Here is a 15,887-nt window from a genome sequence, read left to right on the forward strand (position 1 = left end):
TCAGCCGTTCTCGACCGCGAGAACCAGCGGCAGGACGCCGGGCGCGCCCGCCGCACGCAGCGCCCTTGCTGCCACTGTCATCGTCCAGCCTGTGACGATCAGGTCGTCCACGAGCAGCACCGGGCCGGGCAGACCGCCGAGTGCGTCGGCGAGCTCGGGCGGCGCGTCGAACGCCGACCACAGGCCGGCGAGGCGGTGCGCGCTGTTGTGCACCTGGCCGGCGAACGGCCCGCCGGCGACGCGGGGCAGTTCACCGAGCAGCGGCAGCCGCCCCACCTGGGCGATGCGCTCGCCGAGGCTGGCGACGAGCCGAGGACGGGTCCTCGACGCGACTGTCACGACCGCGGCCGGGCGCCGCTCCCACTCCCACGCCGCGAGCATCTGCACCAGGGCGTCGAACACGTCGTCCGGCACCGGCCGGTCAGCCCCGGCGCCGCCGGAACCGCCGGAACCGCCAGAACCGCCGGCCACGCCGGACGGGCTGGCGCCGCCGTCGGCGGCTGGCGGGGTGAGCAGGGCCCGGAGCCGGTTGCCCCAGCCCAGGTCGTTGAGCCGGGCCAGCGCCCGGCCGGGGAGGGCGCCGGCCGCGGCGGGAATCCGCCCGGAGGCCTCGACGCCCAGCGTGCGCATACCCGTCGGCCACATCCGGCGCGCTTCGACGACGACGCCGGGGCGCCGCAGCTCGGTGCGGGCGCCGGCCCGTGCCCCGGCCGAGACCTCTGATGTCCACTCCCGGCCCGTGCACCGGTCGCAGCGGCCACAGCGGCTCGCGTGCGGGTCGTCGAGGGCCCGGCGAAGGAACTCCATCCGGCAGTTCGGGGTCGCGATGTAGTCGAGCATCGCCTGCTGCTCCACGCCGCGTGCCGCGGCGACCCGGGCGTAGCGGGGCGCGTCGTAGGCCCATGGCACACCGGTCGACTCCCAGCCGCCCTTGACCCGCCGCACGGCACCGTCGGTGTCGAGCACCTTCAGCATCTGCTCCAGCCGGCTCGGCCCCAGGTCGACCACCGCGAGCAGCGCCTGTGTCGACATCACCCGGGTGGCCTGCTCCAACGCCCCGAGCACCACCCGCACCAGGTGCTCGGGCGGGAAGGACGTGTCCGCGAAGTACTTCCAGATCGCCTGATCCTCGGCGGCCGGCAGCAGGATCGCCTCCGCCGACTCCAGCGCCCGGCCGGCCCGGCCGACCTGCTGGTAGTAGGCGATCGGCGAGTTCGGCGCCCCGACGTGCACCACGAACCCGAGATCGGGCTTGTCGAAACCCATCCCGAGCGCGCTGGTGGCGACCAGGCACTTGACCCGGTTCGCCAGCAGGTCCTCCTCGGCGGCGATCCGCTCGGCCGGGTCCGTCCCGCCGTGGTACGTCGCCACCGGGTGACCGCGGGTCCGCAGGAACGCGGTGAGCTCCTCCGCGGCGGGCTTGGTCAGCGTGTAGACGATGCCGGAGCCCGGAAGCTCGGCAAGCCGGTCGGAGATCCAGCCGAAGCGCTCCTCGGCCGATGGCAGAGAGACCACGGCGAGACGCAGGCTCTCCCTTTCCAGCGACCCCCGCAGGACCAGGGTGTATGCACCCGCCGCATCGGCAGCACCCGCGCCGAGCTGCTCGCTCACGTCCTCGACCACCCGTGCGTTCGCCGTGGCGGTCGTCGCGAGGACGGGCACATCGGGCGCGAGCCCCCCGATCAGCGACCGCAGGCGGCGGTAGTCCGGACGGAAGTCGTGGCCCCAGTCCGAGATGCAGTGCGCCTCGTCGATGACCAGCAGCCCGGTCGTGCGCGCCAGCTCGGGCAGGTAGTCGTCCCGGAACGTGGGGTTGTTCAGCCGCTCCGGACCGACCAGCAGCAGGTCGAGCTCACCGGCCCGCAGGGCCGCGTACACCTCGTCCCACTCGGTGACGTTGCCCGAGTGGATCTCCCCGACGCGCACGCCGAGGCGCGCGGCCGCGGCCGCCTGGTTGCGGATCAGCGCCAGCAGCGGCGAGACGATCACAGTCGGCCCGACCCGACCCTCGCTCCGGCCCGGGCCACCGCCCGCGCCACCGCGCAGCAGCGCCGTCGCGAGGAAGTACACCGCGGACTTCCCCCAGCCCGTGCGCTGGACGAGCAGCACCCGGCGCCGGCCGGTGACCAGGGCGTCGATCGCCCGCCACTGGTCATCTCGCAGCGCAGCGCCGGGACCGGCGAGGGCACGCAGCATCTCCTCAGCCCGCTCCCGCGACGCCCCGGCCCCGCCTGCCTGGTCGCTTCCGGGTGCCACGCCACGGGATGCCTCCGGGAGGGGGCCCGCACCGTCCGCCGCCAGTTCCGTCATGCCCCCTGTCTACCGAACACCACCGACAGTCCGGCACTGCGGCATGCGGCACGCGCGCCCCACCCTCACCACGCGGTGCACATCGGCTGCGGGCGGCGTCGGCCGCTCAGTGCGCCCCGTTCTGCTTCTGGTAGCTGGCCACCTGCTCGGCGGCGGCCCAGTGCAGATGGCGGACGGCGAGCTCCTGGTCGTTGAGCGGGAACTCCGAGACGGCCCGAGTCTCCAGCATCTTCTGGGTCGCCTCCAGGGTGTTGCAGTCCTGCAGCGCGAACTCCTTGAACGTCACGGCGGCCAGTTCCTGGCGCAACCGATCGCTCGGGGTCCTCGGCGGGACGAAATACAGGGTGCCTTCGAAGATGTGCTTGTCGTAGGCGGTCGGCCAGTAGTGGTAGGTGAGGTACCAGCCCGGCGCCCACACCACGATCATGAAGTTCGGGAAGAAGACGTACGAATCGAGACCCCAGGCCTTGTGGCCGGCGGGGTTGACACCCGGCGGAAGAGGGTCCAGCCCGGGAATGTCCGGCCGGTCCCACGGCCCGAAGTTCCCGCTGCGCAGCTTCTGCTCGATCGGCTTCACCATGTTGAGGTCGCGCGGCGGGGCCATACCGCCCCACGCGGACTGCATCGAGTGCAGACCGTCCAGCTCGTAGTGCAGCGACTCGTAGCCGTAGCCCAGGAGCTTGCGTGACTCCTCGCCCACGTACTGCTTCGCGTGCAGGACCGGGGCGTGGTAGAACTCCGCGAACGCGTCGATGTAGAGCTTCCAGTTGCTGCCCACGTCCGCCCGGTACCGGTAGACCTCCGTCATCTCGCCGAACGGATAGCCCTCAAGGCCGGCCGCGAAACGACCGAGATATTCGCGCAGCGGCGCGGCCTCGTCGTCGAAGTTGACGAAGATAAAACCTTCCCACACCTCGCAGCGCACCGGGACGAGACCGAACTTCGACTTGTCGAGATCGAAGAACTCGGACTCCTGCTGGACGAAGGCGCACGCACCGTCCAGCCCGTAACGCCAGGCGTGGTACTTGCAGATGAACTGCCGCGCCGAACCGCTTGTCTCCGCCTGCGGGAAGTCGTTCCAGACCAGCTTGTTGCCGCGGTGCCGGCAGATGTTGTGGAACGCGCGGACCTCGCCGTCGGTGTCCCGCACGATGATCACCGAGGCGTTCGCGGCGTGGATCTCCCTGGTGAAGTAGGCACCCCCGCGGGCGATCTGCTCCACCCGGCCCACGTTCAGCCAGGTGCGCCGGAAGATCGCCCTGCGTTCGAGCTCGTAGTGCGCCGGGGAGATCGAGTCCTCGAAGGAGACCGGACCCGTCCCGAGATCGGGGTAGTGCTCCGTCCAGCTGCCCTCGGCGGGCTTGGAGAAGTGGGCCATGGTCTGCCTCCGTGACTGCAACCAGGTGGACTTGAGGAAAACGTACGATGCCGTCCGGTTTTGGTCAACCGTCCTTGACGCTGGTTCACCACCCCCGATCAGGCCTGACGGTGGCTGGGAGCAGGGGCTGCTCCGTCCCCGCGAGCGACGCGACGGGATGCCTTGACCCAGAAGCCGACGGTCTCGTACGTTTTTCCGGTGGAGCCCAGACAGAGCGACGGCGGACGTTCCCGGGCCGGCCGGCCGACGTCCGCCCAGGCCGCCCGGCTCACCGAGAGACTCCGCCGCGCGGCCGTCGACACGTTCCTCGAACACGGGTACGACGGGGCCACGATGGAGGCTGTCGCACGCGCCGCAGGGGTCACCAAGAGCACCCTGTACAGCCGCTACCCCGACAAGCGGACGTTGTTCATCGCCGTCAGCTCCTGGGCACTGACCCGCCAGGAACGCGACACCCGTGTCCTCGAACCGCTGCCGGACGACCTGGCCGCCGCCCTCACCCTGATCGCCCGGGCGATCCTCGCCCGGTCCGTCGACCCGGACATCGTCCGTCTCAGCCGGATGGCCATCGCCGAGTCCCCCCGGTTCCCGGAGTTCGCCGTCAGCTCCCAGGCCACCACCTGGTCACCGCGCATCCAGGTCATCATCGATCTCCTGCACGCCCGCGAGCGTGTCGGCGACGTGACCGTTCCGGACGTCGCCCTGGCCGCCGAGCAGTTCTTCGCCATGGTCGGCGCCATGCCTGCCTGGCTCGCCGCCTACGGCATCTACCGCACTCCCGAGGCCGAGGACGAGCGCCTCCAGCACGCCGTGCGGCTCTTCCTGAACGGGATCCTCACCCGCGGCCCGGCGCGGCCGCCAGCAACAGCAGCAGCAGCAGCAGCAGCAAACCATCCGACCGTGGCCGAACCGGGCACGGCGCGCACCGCAGCCACCGCCGGGCCGCACGTGACGTCCAGCACTGCCGCCACCCGGCCGATGCGCTACCAGCCGCTCGGCCGCGGGGGCCTGTACGTCTCCCCGCTCGCCCTCGGCACCGGTGTCCTCGGCGACCCCCACCAGGGCTGCGACCAGCGAACCGCGACCGAGCTCGTCACCCGTTACCTCGACGCCGGCGGGAACCTCGTCGACCCCACCGAGCTGCGCGACGCCGACATCCACGCGCGGGCGGAGGAGATCACCGGTGCGGCTCTGCGTGGTCGGCGCGCACAGGTCGTGCTGGCCACCAGCGCCGTCGCGGCGCCCGACCCGGCCCGCCACGGCAGCCGGAACAGCCGCCGCCACCTGCGCGCCGCCTGCGACGCCAGCCTGCGCCGGCTGGGCACCGACCACATCGACCTCTACCAGATCGCCGTCGACGATCCGGCGACGCCGCTGGACGAGACGGTCGAGGCACTCGACGATCTCGTGCGCGCCGGCAAGGTCCTCTACACGGGCGCCGCGGGCATCCCCGCCTACCGGCTCATGAAAGCGCTCGCCGCCAGTGACCGCACCGGCCGCGCTCGCTTCGTCTCCCTGCAGGCCGCCTACGGCCCGACGGCACGCTCCGTCGAGCGCGAGCACCTCCCCCTCCTCGCCGAGGAGGGGCTCGGCTTCATCGGCGTGACCGGCGCCGGGCCCGCACCCGGATCCGACCCGTCCGGGCCCGGCCCCGGGTACCCGGCCATCGTGCGGGCAGTGGCGGCCCGGGTCGGCTGCACACCCACCCAGCTGGCGCTGGCCTGGCAGTGGGCGAGGCCCGTCACCGCGGTGCGCGTCGACGCCCGGAACACGGTCTTCCTGGACGAGGTCCTCGCCGCCACGGGCCTGGAGCTCCCTGTCGAGGCCCTGGCCGAGATCGACCAGCACACCGAGCCCATCGGGATCAGCGGGTCCGGCAGGCCCGGCAGGCCCACCGACGGACACCCGAACAGACATCCGATCTGACCGGCCTTCGATCCGACGGGCTTCCGGGCCGGCCCAAATCCAGCGTCCGGGCGGGCTCCCGCCGCCCGTGACGGACATCCAACGCAGCCAGCATTTTCTTCCGCCGCACGCTCACCTCGCGGGCGGTCGACGTCGAAAGGACACGAAATCATGGCCGGACCACAGATCGGCAGAGTCGCCGTCGTCACGGGCGGTGCCTCGGGCATCGGACGTTCCTGCGCGCTGCGGCTGGCCCGCGACGGCGCCAGGGTGGCCGTGCTCGACCTCAACGCCGCGGACGCCAAGGAGGTCGCGGCCGAGATCCAGGCCGAGGGCGGCTCCGCACTCGCCGTCGGTGTCGACGTCGCCGACCGCGCGAGCGTCGACGCGGCCCTCGCCGAGACCCGTGAACACCTCGGCCCGGTCGCCATCCTGGTCAACTCGGCCGGGAAGACCGCCTCGAACCGCTTCCTCAACATCTCCCTCGAGCTGTGGACGTCGATCCTGACCGTGAACCTCACCGGCACGTTCCACTGCTGCCAGGCCGCCGTCCCCGACATGATCGAGGCCGGCTGGGGACGGATCGTCAACATCTCCTCCTCCAGCGCCCACAGCGGCCAGGCGTACATGACCCACTACGTGGCCTCGAAAGCCGGCGTCATCGGCCTCACCAAGTCCCTCGCACTCGAACTCGGCCCGAACGGCATCACCGTCAACACCATCCCGCCCGGCTTCGTCGACACCCCGATGCTGCGCGACAGTGAGAGGAAGGGCCGTTTCGGGATGAGCGTGGACGAGCACGCCGCCCGTACCCCGGTCCGCCGCGTCGGCCGCCCGGAGGACATCGCCGCCGCCTGCTCGTTCCTCGCCTCCGAGGAGGCCGGCTACATCACCGGCCAGATCATCGGCGTCAACGGCGGCCGCAACACCTGAGCCGGCCGCGACGCCTGAGCCGGCCGCGACGCCCGACCCGGCCGCGACGCCCGACCCGGCCGGGGCGGCTCAGCCCCGGCCGAGCATGGCCTCCAGGGCGATGTTGTCCGGGTCACGGAAGGCCAGCAGCCAGCCGAACGGCAGCTCCTGGGTCGGGGTGAAGACCGCACCGGCCGCAGCGAGACGCTTCTCCAGCCCGTCCAGCCCGTCCCGCCCCGACACCGAGAACGAAAGATGATCCAGCCCCGGGCGCCGCTCGTCGAACAGCTCCGCGCTGCTCTCGTCGTGCTGCCGCAGGACGATACCGAGACCTCCGGGAAGCACCCCGTGGGCGAACGACGTCGTCTCCCCGCGGCCGCGGACCAGCTCCCTCCATTCCAGGACCGCCGTGTACCAGGCACAGCTACGCTCCAGGTCCCGAACTGTCAGACCCACATGTGACACCCCGTCGAACGGCATTGACGTCCTCCCCTGCTGACCCGATGACCGACATCGCGTCCCGCAGCACCTCACCCTCCCGGCCGGCCCCGTCCCCGAAGGCCCGCCCGCCGGAGCCGCCCGCGGCGCGACGTGCCTCACTGTAGGAACGATCAGTCAGTCGTGCGCGACCCGAACGGCCTTCCTCCATCCCACACCGGCCGGGACGTCGAGACACCGTGAGTCAGCCGCCTCCCGCTCCCCAGCTTCCCCGCCCGGCCATCCCATCCATCGGCGGCCTTGCTGGGAAACAATAAGAATCCCGGCCATACGGTCGGCGGAGCGGGCAACAGGAAGCTGACACTGGAGGGGCGCCACATGGGCCAGACACTCGCGGGCAGGGTCGCCGTCGTGACCGGCGGCGCCTCCGGCATCGGACGTTCCTGCGCACTGCGGCTCGCCCAGGACGGCGCCAGAGTCGCGGTCCTCGATCTCAACGCGGCCCACGCCGGGGACGTCGCCGCCGAGATCCAGGCCGAGGGCGGCACCGCCCACGCCGTCGGCGTCGACGTGGCCGACCGCGCAAGCGTCGACCGGGCACTGGCCGAGGTCCGGAAGCACCTCGGCCCGATCGCCATCCTCGTCAACTCCGCCGGGAAGACCGCCCACGACAGCTTCCTCGACATCTCCCTCGAGCTGTGGACGTCGGTCCTGACCGTGAACCTCACCGGCACGTTCCACTGCTGCCAGGCCGCCGTCCCCGACATGATCGAGGCCGGCTGGGGACGGATCGTCAACATCTCCTCCTCCAGCGCCCACAGCGGCGTGCCCTACATGACCCATTACGTCGCCTCGAAAGCCGGAGTCATCGGCCTCACCAAGTCCCTCGCACTCGAACTCGGCCCAAGCGGCATCACCGTCAACACCATCCCCCCGGGATTCATCGACACCCCGATGCTGCGCACCGCCCAGGCCGGTTTCCTCGACACACCGACGGAAAAAGTGATCGGCCAGACACCTGTCCGGCGCGCCGGGCGCCCGGAGGACATCTCCGCCGCCTGCGCCTTTCTCGTCTCCGAAGACGCCGGCTACATCACCGGCCAGGTCATCGGCGTCAACGGCGGCCGCAACACCTGACAGAGCCGCCCGCGGGTCAGTGCAGCAGCACCCGCAGCAGGATCAGCGCGATCCCGAACACGCCCGCGACCATTCCGTAGGCGAGAGAGACCACGGCACCACGCCCGGCGCGGCGGCCGGCGAGCTGTCCCCACAGCACCAGCGCGGCCACCCCTGTCCACATCCCCGCAAGGGCCGCCGTGTGGACGGACGCCCCGGCCGCCGCCGCCAGCAACACCGCGGTCAGCGGAAAGAAGGACGCTGTCACCAGAGACCACTCGTGGCCAAGCGTCCCCACGAAACGGTGCAGACCAGCCCGCCGGCTCCCACTCGGCGGTGAGCCGAGGAAGTCGGCGTACACGTGGGCGAGCCAGTACACGATCACCGTGATCAGCTCGGCGTAGATCAGGTCGCTCAGCTTCGTCTGGCGCTCGGACTCCACCGCCAGCACCGAGTCGGCCACCACCGTCCCGTAGATGGAACCAGTGGGATTGCGCGCGAACGCGAACAGGGGAACACGCCACCCGCGAACGGACGCAGCCGGGCGGTCGGCGATCTCCAGTTCAGACGCATCCACGCTCCCGGTGCTACCCGGAACACCCCGCATGGCACGCCGGGCCGTCACAGATCCCGCAGCCGAAGCCGGCTCCCCCTGGCGACTCCGACGTCAACGACCAGAACCCATCAACTGGTCAGACGAAGCAACATCGCCAGCGGCATCGGCACGACCGGCACGCACTCCTCGGATACCGAGCCAACCGACAACGGAACCGACGGCGAGGGAGGTGACGGTCAGGACCAGGTGCACCGTGAAGAAGCTGGTCGGGCCGTTCTCCCAGGATCGGTCGTCCTTCCAGATGTTCCTGAGGAAATTCGGCCAGATCGCCCACGTCCACACACCCACCGCGATCAGGAACCAGGACGCACGCTTCGACAGAGTCACCCCACCAGCCTCGCACCCGTACGCACGGACGGGAGGATCGAGAGCTGCCGCGGGCCGTGAAGCTGGACACGCACGCGACGCCAGCGCCATGGCTGCCGTACAACCCACGAGCACCACGCCGCCGCGACCTCGCGGCCTGTCTCACGGCGACCACCTCAGGACCACCATGATCACCGTATGCTGAAGTACGAGAGGAGGTGGCCAGTGCACTTCACCCGCATCACGGTGAACCCGGCGCAGATGGGCGGGGTTCCCTGCATCCGTGGGTTGCGCATCCCGGTGGCAACGGTCGTCGGGATGATCGCGGACGGTATGTCTGCCACCGAGGTCATTACTGAGCTGCCGGACCTCGATGGGGACGACATCCGCGAGGCGCTCCGCTTCGCAGCCGAAGCCGTCCGCGAGCAGCAGCTTCCGCTGATCATCCCAGCCTGACCAACGTGCGCTTCCTGCTCGACAACAACCTGTCGAACACTCTCGCGACCGGTCTGCGCGAGGCTGGGCACGACGTTCTCCATGTTCGAGACGTCGAACTCGGCGCGGCCGACGACACCACCGTCCTCGGCTTCGCGCGAGACGAGCGAAGGGTTCTGATCTCGGCCGATACCGACTTCGGCGGCATCCTCGCCCGGAGCGGACTCGACAGCCCTTCCGTGATCCTCTTCCGCCGTGAAGGTGGTCGTCGCCCCGTCGAACAGATTCGGCTTCTCCTCGCGAACCTCGACCAGCTGGCAGAAGCGCTGAAGGACGGCAGCATGATCGTCCTCACCGATCGTCTTGTCCGGATCCGGAAACTGCCGCTGATCCCCTGATCTCTGCCAACCACCTTCGGTGTAGCGGCGCAGTACCTAGGTCATAAGTGAATGTTCTACAAATTCGGCCAGATCGCCCACGTCCACACACCCACCGCGACCAGGAACCAGGACGCACGCTTCGACAGAGTCACCCGTCCAGCTTGCACCCGGAACCACGCGCAGCTCAGGTGAGCAACGTCCTAAGCCCCTCCGCCTCGATGCCCGCCTGACGCAGAACAGAGGCGAGAGTTCCCGTCGCCAGCTCCCGGTGAAGCGGGACGATCACGACCCGGGCGTTCTCCTTGTGTCGCAGCTTGCAGTGCGAGCCACGCGTGGCGACCTCCTCGAAGCCGGCACGCCCCAAAGCCTTCACCACCTTCGCCCCGGAGACCCGAGGCAGCGCGGGTGTCACGCCGACAGGCGGATGTCCAGCGGAGCGACGATGGGGCCGTCCGCGGCAGTCACAGGGAACGGCTGGTCCTCGAAGTACAGCTCCAACGCCTCACGAAGATTCGCCAGCGACTCCTCGACGCTGCCGCCCTGGCTGGTCACCTCGACCTCCAGGGCCCGCGCNCNNNAAANNNGGCCAGATCGCCCACGTCCACACACCCACCGCGACCAGGAACCAGGACGCACGCTTCGACAGAGTCACCCCACCAGCCTGCACCGGCCGCGAGCCGTGGTCTCCGTGTGGGGGCGCGAGTTCGGACACGTCGATCGCCATAAAGTGGGCGGACAGACAAAACCCCGGGGGCTTGCCACCTGAGCCGTCAAGGGCATCCAGTGGTAGAGGCCATCCGGGGTCTACACCGCGACTGTAGAAGATCCGGTGCAGCAATGTCCAACCCTCAGTGGATCTTGCGAGCCGACTTCTTCGCCGGCCGCCGCGGCGCACCGGCCGGCGGGGTGCCTGCCGGACGTCCGATCGGGGGGCGCGGGCGCGCGGGGCCGTCGTCCAGGGGAGAGGTCGAGGTCATGAGGGCGGCCAGGATGCGCCCGAATCGTCCTCGCGGCTGGCGAAAGAGCATGCGATTCCTCCGTGGAGTCCGGACGCTGGCCACCGGCTCCGTAAGTCGAGAACCACAAAATGTTTCTCGCGGCTGCCGTACGTTCACTGTACGTCCTTGCCAAAGCGCCGACTCCCCTTCAGCAGAGTCGGCCGCTATCCACGATCAGAATTCGGTGTAAGAACCCTGACATCCTGCCGGGCGGAATGTCAGGTCCGCCAATGTCCGTCCCCGAGCTGGGCACGGACCCCGGCGGCCTGCCGGGTGAGGTGGTCGCGTTCCAGCACGCTGGTCGCTTCGCACCCGCGCGAGAGGTCCCAACCGATCACGAGCGGTCGCACCACGTGAGGTCGAGCACGGCGGACACAGCCACATTTTGTGTCCGGATCTCTGCGGTCTCTACGCGCTGAGCTTCAGCCCGGGCCCGGTGAACGTCGTCATGATCTCGCCGAAGGTCGTGTCCGGCAGGTAGCCAACGTCGACCGGCCCGGCACCAACTCGGCTCCCATTACCGAACTGCAGGGTCCACAACATCGATTCTGCCGCGGGCAGCGCAACGACAACCGGATCGGCGACGTCGTCAACCTGAGCCGTCAGCCAGGAGATCGGGTCAGTCTGCAGCGCGCACACATAAACGATCTCCCCCGCGGAGTTCGGTGGCGCCGCACGCAGCCGCTCCGCCTGATCCTCGACGCCGAGCGCAGCACCCAGCCGCTCCGCGACCAGTTGCCGCTCCCACCCGAAGACATCCTGAGCGATCCGAACGACGACCCCGCGCAGCTCCTGCTCAAGATGCACAAGGATCTCGAAGTCGGAGTCTCCGTCGAAATACCAGGTAAGCGCCTCGGGCAGGGCCCCACGCAGCTCCGCCGCGGTCGGCTCCGCAACCGCCAGACCAGGGCACTGCGGCGACCATGCCGACCAGGACTCGCCGTCCCGCCGCACGATCACCGTGATCACCCTAGTCACCGTGGATCACCTCCAGTGCCTCCTCCACGGTCAGGCCCACCTGCTTCACCAGTATCTGACGAACCAGGCCTGGACCAACAGTCACACGATCGTGGAACGCCAACCGGAGCCGCGGGCGCCCTTCCGCCTCCAGCCATCGGTGGGACGAGCCGTTCTGCCTGGTCACCTGGTACCCCAGCCGCCCGAGCACGCGCAGGAGCTGCCGAGCCTTCAGCGACGGGAACTCTCCCGTCACGACAACATGGAGATCAAGGCTCGCCGACGGTGGCACCCGTCACCATCAGTTCGAGAGAACGCCTCCACCCACACCTCCACACCTCCACACCATGATCACGCATGCGATCCAGCGTAGACATCCACTCGCGGAAGAAGGCGGCCTGGACACGAGGAGACACGACACAAGCTCTGGAAGCGCCACATCTAGGTCATAAGTGAATGTTCTACAAATTCGGCCAGATCGCCCGCGTCCACATACCCACCGCGACCAGGAACCAGGACGCACGCTTCGACTTCAGTCACCCCACCAGCCTCACACTCGCACACGCGAACGAGATGATCAACAAACATCCCGACCGGTGAGACCGAACATGTCGACAGCGAAGACAGCCGACCAGCGGGCCCTCAGCGGCCCGGCCGACCCCGCAGCACAGACGTGACCTCCACCGCCTCAAAGACACGGCCGTAGCTTCGCCCGGTTCGCTCCCGCAAAATTTTAAGATCCACAAGCTTGGCGACAGCGTTGCTGGCCGCCTGCAGAGTCCTGCCGGTGTCTTCACTGACTGAACGCACTGTGATAAAAGGGCTGCCGATCAGTCGATCTATGACATCGCGGACCAGTCCACCGGTCAGACCTGCCGCCTTGAGACGTCGCACGTATTCGACCTGCAGGCCGAGAAGATCGTCCACCGTCCGAATAGTTTGTTCGCAGGACTCAGCCAGGCCCTCAGCAAAGAAAGAAATCCAGCCGTCCCAGTCGCCCGCCGCACTGACTTCTCCCAGACGGTCCTGATATTCTTCACGACGCGCTTCCAACCAGGGAGAGACAGCCAGCAACGGCTCCGAAAGAATCCCCTTCCAGCAAAGATCGAGAACCACCAGAAGACGCCCTATCCTGCCATTTCCGTCATTGAACGGATGGAGCGTCTCGAACTGGTAGTGGGCCATCGCGGCAGCCACGACCGGATCGATTCCCTTCGAAGCCACATTGATCCAGTCCAGCAGATCACGGACAGCGGCATCCAGTTCCAGCCCGGGTGGCGGCGGGACAAACCGAGCGGTTTCGATCGCTCCGCCGCGACTGCCGATCGCAACCTGGATCGAGCGAATCCTCCCCGCATCACGCGTATCCGCTGGAGTTCCTCGCACGAGATCTCGATGCATCCGACAGAGCGCGGTGACCGTGAGCGGACGGCCGTCACCTATCCATGCGAATGCCGCCTCGGCCGCTCGAACGTAGTTGAGGACCTCACGAACCTCCTCACTCTGCGAGGCCAGCTCTGTGACCTCCGCCGCGAGCACGTCCTCCAACGGAGCGAAGGTCCCTTCCAACGCCGACGTGCTCTGCGCCTCCGTCCGAAGCGTGGGTTGCAGGAGCAACGCAGGTTCAGGAATCTGTCGGCCGGCTTGATCGAGACGACCGAGCGCGCGCCCCGCGCGGGCTACGTCTCGCCACGTCCCTCCCGCCAGTGACGGCTCGGCGTCCGCCAGCGGGTCCGGCTGGAAGGCCACGTGTTCGTATGCGGCACCCGTCCGCCCGTCCGTTCCAACGATCTTGACTAGGTGTCCAGTGGGGCTTCGCTCGAACCGATCCCGATCCACAATCCAAGTCTACGAGCGAAAACTTGAGATCTTCCCGCGCAAGTCCAAGTCTTCTTGCAGAGCCCGCCTCAACACCATCCCGCCGACCTGGCGGTCGACACGGCCTGGGCGCGCCTCGCTCCAACCGTGGGACACGGTCGCTACGGCAGCATCCCCTCCGTCGCCGAACGTGACGGGGCGAGAGGGAGTACCTAGGTCATAAGTGAATGTTCTACAAATTCGGCCAGATGGCCCACGTCCACACACCCACCGCGATCAGGAACCAGGACGCACGCTTCGACAGAGTCACCCCACCAGCCTGCAGCGGCCGCGAGCCGTGGTCTCCGTGTGGGGGCGCGAGTTCGGACACGTTGATCGCCATAAGGTGGGCGGACAGACAAAACCCCGGGGCTTGCCGTCTGAGCAGGAGAGGCCATCCGGGGTGTCTACCGCCACTGTAGAAGATCCGGTGCACCTATGCCCAGCCCCTGCCACCGTCCCACGCTGCCGGGCTCCACCGAGCGCCGGCCGAGAATCATCAGCGACCGCATTGGACTTCTGAACTAGTTCAGATATCCTCCTGTCATGGTCGCCTCCGCCGCCCGTGTCTCCTTCCCCTACAGCGACCTCCTGCGAGAGCCGAAGCGCGTCCTCGCCTTCATCGACCAAGGCGAAGCCGTCGAGCTCGCCAGACGAGACGGCCCAAACCTGCGCATCGAGCTGGCCGACCGAGCCAGCGACGTCGAGGAAGCGTTGGCGATCACCGCCCGCATCCTGCGCGCGACCCTCCACGAGCCCGCCGCCAAGCAGACCCTTGAGCACGTCCTGGCCGAGGTCTTCCCCTGGATCGAGCTGCTCCCGGAGGACGAGCAGACCGAGTGCGTCACCACGTTGCTACGCAGGCTCCAGGCAGGCGCGGAGGCCGGTGTGCTCGCCCCCTTCACGCAACTCGTCCACGAGTGGCGCCAGACCGCTGCCATCCACGCCGATCCGCATCTCGCGACAGAACTCACCAGACCGCTGCCCGGAGACGGCCCAGAGTTGAGCCCACCCCTGTGACCCGCCGCGGAGACCGTGTTCCCCGTCCCGCCGACCCCGACAAGTGGGACCTGTTCGCCGCCGACAACCCGGCAGGCGAAGGCTGGGACAGTCTGTGCCGAAGCCATCCCTCGGCGGCACGCGCCGCCTTCGATGCCATCCAGCGGGACCCACGCCATCGAAACCAGCGGCAGCATCCGCTGAAAGGCTCACTCGGCACCCGCAGCATCGGCGGTCGTCCGATGCCCCAGTGGCAGTACGAAGCGACCGGTGGCGGACGCATCTGGTACTGCATCGACGACGACAGGCACCGCATCTGGATCACGCATGCAGGCGCCGCCCATCCCAAGGTCACCGAATAGGGCCGACCCAGGGAGCCCGAGACTCAGAACTGCCGTACCTAGGTCATAAGTGAATGTTCTACAAATTCGGCCAGATCGTCCACGTCCACACACCCACCGCGACCAGGAACCAGGACGCACGCTTCGACAGAGTCACCTTTCCAGCCTCGCACCCACAGGCGCCGTGGCCTCTCTGTGGGCGCGCGATTTCAGCCACGTTGATCGCCATAGGGTGGGATAGCGGCCGGAGTCGCGACGGGCCTGCTGCTCAGCCTGGATGCACCGTCCGATTTGGCCTGTGATCGGCGTGGTAAATGAGAAAGTGCCCTCTGGCCTGGGAGGATGGGAGTTGCGAAGCTACCGTCCACCCTGCTCGAGAGGGCACTTCCGAAGTGCGATTGTTGCATACTGCCTCGAAGATCCATCTTGCGTGTGATGATCCGAACCTGGTCGCCGCGGCCGGGCTGGTTCCTGTGATGCGGCTGGCCGAGCGGGCTGGTCTGGCGGAGCTGGTCGCCGAGCATGTCCGTCTATCTGCCTCTGCCGGGTCGGCGGGGGCGAACGTCGAGGCGAAGGTCGGCTGTGTGGTCGCGGGTATGGCCGCCGGGGCGGACTGCATCGACGACCTGGCGCTGCTGCGCCACGACGCGCTCGGGGAGCTGTTCGGTGGGGTCCGGGCGCCCTCGACACTGGGCACGTTCCTGCGCGGGATGAGCTGGGGCAACGTCCGCCAGCTCGGCAAGGNCGGTCGGCTGCTGCTCGCGGAGCTTGCCGCGACGACGCCGCTGCTCGACGGGGCCGGCACGCTGGCGTTCGTCGATCTGGACTCCTGCCAGCGCCGGGTCTTCGGCCCGGCCAAGCAGGGCGCCGCCTTCGGCCACACCAAGATTGCCAGCAAATCGGTGTTCGTCCGCGGACTGAATGCCCTGGTCGGCACGG

The 15,887-nt window shown here is 68.7% G+C and carries 19 protein-coding genes; 8 read left to right on the plus strand and 11 right to left on the minus strand.

Annotated elements, in window-relative coordinates:
- Together B207_RS0105080 and B207_RS0105085 are read right to left on the minus strand one after the other, a co-directional pair.
- On the minus strand, positions 1-2,310 hold the full coding sequence (locus B207_RS0105080) for a RecQ family ATP-dependent DNA helicase (RefSeq protein WP_018635441.1): 2,310 nt from the start codon (positions 2,308-2,310) through the stop codon (positions 1-3).
- 106 nt (positions 2,311-2,416) lie between these two features.
- Complete coding sequence (locus B207_RS0105085) at positions 2,417-3,688, minus strand: aromatic ring-hydroxylating oxygenase subunit alpha (protein ID WP_018635442.1); 1,272 nt, start codon at positions 3,686-3,688, stop codon at positions 2,417-2,419.
- 198 nt (positions 3,689-3,886) lie between these two features.
- Here B207_RS0105085 and B207_RS36690 point away from each other — a divergent pair, with 198 nt between their 5' ends.
- Together B207_RS36690 and B207_RS0105095 are read left to right on the plus strand one after the other, a co-directional pair.
- Entirely contained in the window at positions 3,887-5,614 is a 1,728-nt protein-coding gene (locus B207_RS36690) for an aldo/keto reductase (RefSeq protein ID WP_154675151.1), read from the plus strand.
- A gap of 150 nt (positions 5,615-5,764) precedes the next feature.
- Positions 5,765-6,526 carry an SDR family NAD(P)-dependent oxidoreductase gene (locus tag B207_RS0105095; RefSeq protein ID WP_018635446.1) on the plus strand — a complete coding sequence of 254 codons (762 nt, stop codon included), beginning with the start codon at positions 5,765-5,767 and terminating at the stop codon, positions 6,524-6,526.
- A 69-nt stretch (positions 6,527-6,595) separates the two neighbouring features.
- Here B207_RS0105095 and B207_RS0105100 read toward each other — a convergent pair whose 3' ends face one another.
- Positions 6,596-6,961: a VOC family protein gene (locus tag B207_RS0105100; protein WP_230204841.1), complete on the minus strand. Its 366-nt coding sequence runs from the start codon at positions 6,959-6,961 to the stop codon at positions 6,596-6,598.
- A gap of 360 nt (positions 6,962-7,321) precedes the next feature.
- Here B207_RS0105100 and B207_RS0105105 point away from each other — a divergent pair, with 360 nt between their 5' ends.
- Positions 7,322-8,080: an SDR family NAD(P)-dependent oxidoreductase gene (locus B207_RS0105105; RefSeq protein WP_018635450.1), complete on the plus strand. Its 759-nt coding sequence runs from the start codon at positions 7,322-7,324 to the stop codon at positions 8,078-8,080.
- 16 nt (positions 8,081-8,096) lie between these two features.
- Here B207_RS0105105 and B207_RS0105110 read toward each other — a convergent pair whose 3' ends face one another.
- Together B207_RS0105110 and B207_RS0105115 are read right to left on the minus strand one after the other, a co-directional pair.
- Positions 8,097-8,636 carry a hypothetical protein gene (locus B207_RS0105110; RefSeq protein WP_018635451.1) on the minus strand — a complete coding sequence of 180 codons (540 nt, stop codon included), beginning with the start codon at positions 8,634-8,636 and terminating at the stop codon, positions 8,097-8,099.
- A gap of 90 nt (positions 8,637-8,726) precedes the next feature.
- Positions 8,727-9,002 (minus strand): SCO4848 family membrane protein, encoded by a 276-nt coding sequence (locus B207_RS0105115; protein ID WP_018635452.1) that lies wholly within the window; start codon positions 9,000-9,002, stop codon positions 8,727-8,729.
- Between the two features lie 177 nt (positions 9,003-9,179).
- Here B207_RS0105115 and B207_RS0105120 point away from each other — a divergent pair, with 177 nt between their 5' ends.
- Positions 9,180-9,437 (plus strand): DUF433 domain-containing protein, encoded by a 258-nt coding sequence (locus B207_RS0105120; protein WP_018635453.1) that lies wholly within the window; start codon positions 9,180-9,182, stop codon positions 9,435-9,437.
- Between the two features lie 5 nt (positions 9,438-9,442).
- Positions 9,443-9,814, plus strand: a complete 372-nt coding sequence (locus B207_RS0105125; RefSeq protein WP_018635454.1) for a DUF5615 family PIN-like protein — start codon at positions 9,443-9,445, stop codon at positions 9,812-9,814.
- Between the two features lie 166 nt (positions 9,815-9,980).
- Here the strand turns inward: B207_RS0105125 and B207_RS0105130 are convergent, their stop codons facing one another.
- The 5 genes from B207_RS0105130 to B207_RS0105145 form a co-directional block, all read right to left on the minus strand.
- Positions 9,981-10,208, minus strand: a complete 228-nt coding sequence (locus tag B207_RS0105130) for a type II toxin-antitoxin system HicA family toxin (protein ID WP_018635455.1) — start codon at positions 10,206-10,208, stop codon at positions 9,981-9,983.
- Positions 10,205-10,348: a type II toxin-antitoxin system HicB family antitoxin gene (locus tag B207_RS40495; protein ID WP_018635456.1), complete on the minus strand. Its 144-nt coding sequence runs from the start codon at positions 10,346-10,348 to the stop codon at positions 10,205-10,207. The genes B207_RS0105130 and B207_RS40495 overlap by 4 nt, the downstream gene beginning before the upstream one ends.
- 296 nt (positions 10,349-10,644) lie before the next feature.
- Complete coding sequence (locus tag B207_RS39515; RefSeq protein ID WP_154675152.1) at positions 10,645-10,824, minus strand: hypothetical protein; 180 nt, start codon at positions 10,822-10,824, stop codon at positions 10,645-10,647.
- Positions 10,825-11,202: 378 nt separating this feature from the next.
- Entirely contained in the window at positions 11,203-11,772 is a 570-nt protein-coding gene (locus B207_RS0105140; protein ID WP_018635457.1) for a hypothetical protein, read from the minus strand.
- Positions 11,765-12,043 (minus strand): type II toxin-antitoxin system HicA family toxin, encoded by a 279-nt coding sequence (locus tag B207_RS0105145; protein WP_154675153.1) that lies wholly within the window; start codon positions 12,041-12,043, stop codon positions 11,765-11,767. Before B207_RS0105145 ends, B207_RS0105140 begins: the two co-directional genes overlap by 8 nt.
- Positions 12,044-12,207: 164 nt before the next feature.
- Between B207_RS0105145 and B207_RS39520 the strand changes: the two genes are divergently transcribed.
- Positions 12,208-12,351 carry a hypothetical protein gene (locus tag B207_RS39520; RefSeq protein ID WP_018635459.1) on the plus strand — a complete coding sequence of 48 codons (144 nt, stop codon included), beginning with the start codon at positions 12,208-12,210 and terminating at the stop codon, positions 12,349-12,351.
- 42 nt (positions 12,352-12,393) lie between these two features.
- On the opposite strand, the gene B207_RS0105155 is transcribed toward B207_RS39520, so the two are convergent.
- Positions 12,394-13,590 carry a Fic family protein gene (locus B207_RS0105155; protein WP_026310695.1) on the minus strand — a complete coding sequence of 399 codons (1,197 nt, stop codon included), beginning with the start codon at positions 13,588-13,590 and terminating at the stop codon, positions 12,394-12,396.
- Positions 13,591-14,154: 564 nt separating this feature from the next.
- Between B207_RS0105155 and B207_RS0105160 the strand changes: the two genes are divergently transcribed.
- Both B207_RS0105160 and B207_RS0105165 read left to right on the plus strand, forming a co-directional pair.
- Positions 14,155-14,628, plus strand: a complete 474-nt coding sequence (locus B207_RS0105160; RefSeq protein ID WP_018635461.1) for a hypothetical protein — start codon at positions 14,155-14,157, stop codon at positions 14,626-14,628.
- On the plus strand, positions 14,625-14,969 hold the full coding sequence (locus B207_RS0105165) for a hypothetical protein (RefSeq protein ID WP_018635462.1): 345 nt from the start codon (positions 14,625-14,627) through the stop codon (positions 14,967-14,969). Before B207_RS0105160 ends, B207_RS0105165 begins: the two co-directional genes overlap by 4 nt.
- Positions 14,970-15,887 lie beyond the last annotated feature (918 nt).

The sequence above is a fragment of the Parafrankia elaeagni genome (assembly GCF_000374165.1).
GTDB classification, from domain to species: domain Bacteria; phylum Actinomycetota; class Actinomycetes; order Frankiales; family Frankiaceae; genus Parafrankia; species Parafrankia elaeagni.

Coding starts and splice junctions, on each gene's coding strand:
- B207_RS0105105 (WP_018635450.1), top strand. CDS start 7,322: ATGGGCCAGACACTCGCGGGCAGGGTCGCCGTCGTGACCGGCGGCGCC.
- B207_RS0105080 (WP_018635441.1), bottom strand. CDS start 2,310: ATGACGGAACTGGCGGCGGACGGTGCGGGCCCCCTCCCGGAGGCATCC.
- B207_RS39515 (WP_154675152.1), bottom strand. CDS start 10,824: ATGCTCTTTCGCCAGCCGCGAGGACGATTCGGGCGCATCCTGGCCGCC.
- B207_RS0105160 (WP_018635461.1), top strand. CDS start 14,155: ATGGTCGCCTCCGCCGCCCGTGTCTCCTTCCCCTACAGCGACCTCCTG.
- B207_RS39520 (WP_018635459.1), top strand. CDS start 12,208: ATGTTCTACAAATTCGGCCAGATCGCCCGCGTCCACATACCCACCGCG.
- B207_RS0105085 (WP_018635442.1), bottom strand. CDS start 3,688: ATGGCCCACTTCTCCAAGCCCGCCGAGGGCAGCTGGACGGAGCACTAC.
- B207_RS0105095 (WP_018635446.1), top strand. CDS start 5,765: ATGGCCGGACCACAGATCGGCAGAGTCGCCGTCGTCACGGGCGGTGCC.
- B207_RS0105120 (WP_018635453.1), top strand. CDS start 9,180: ATGCTGAAGTACGAGAGGAGGTGGCCAGTGCACTTCACCCGCATCACG.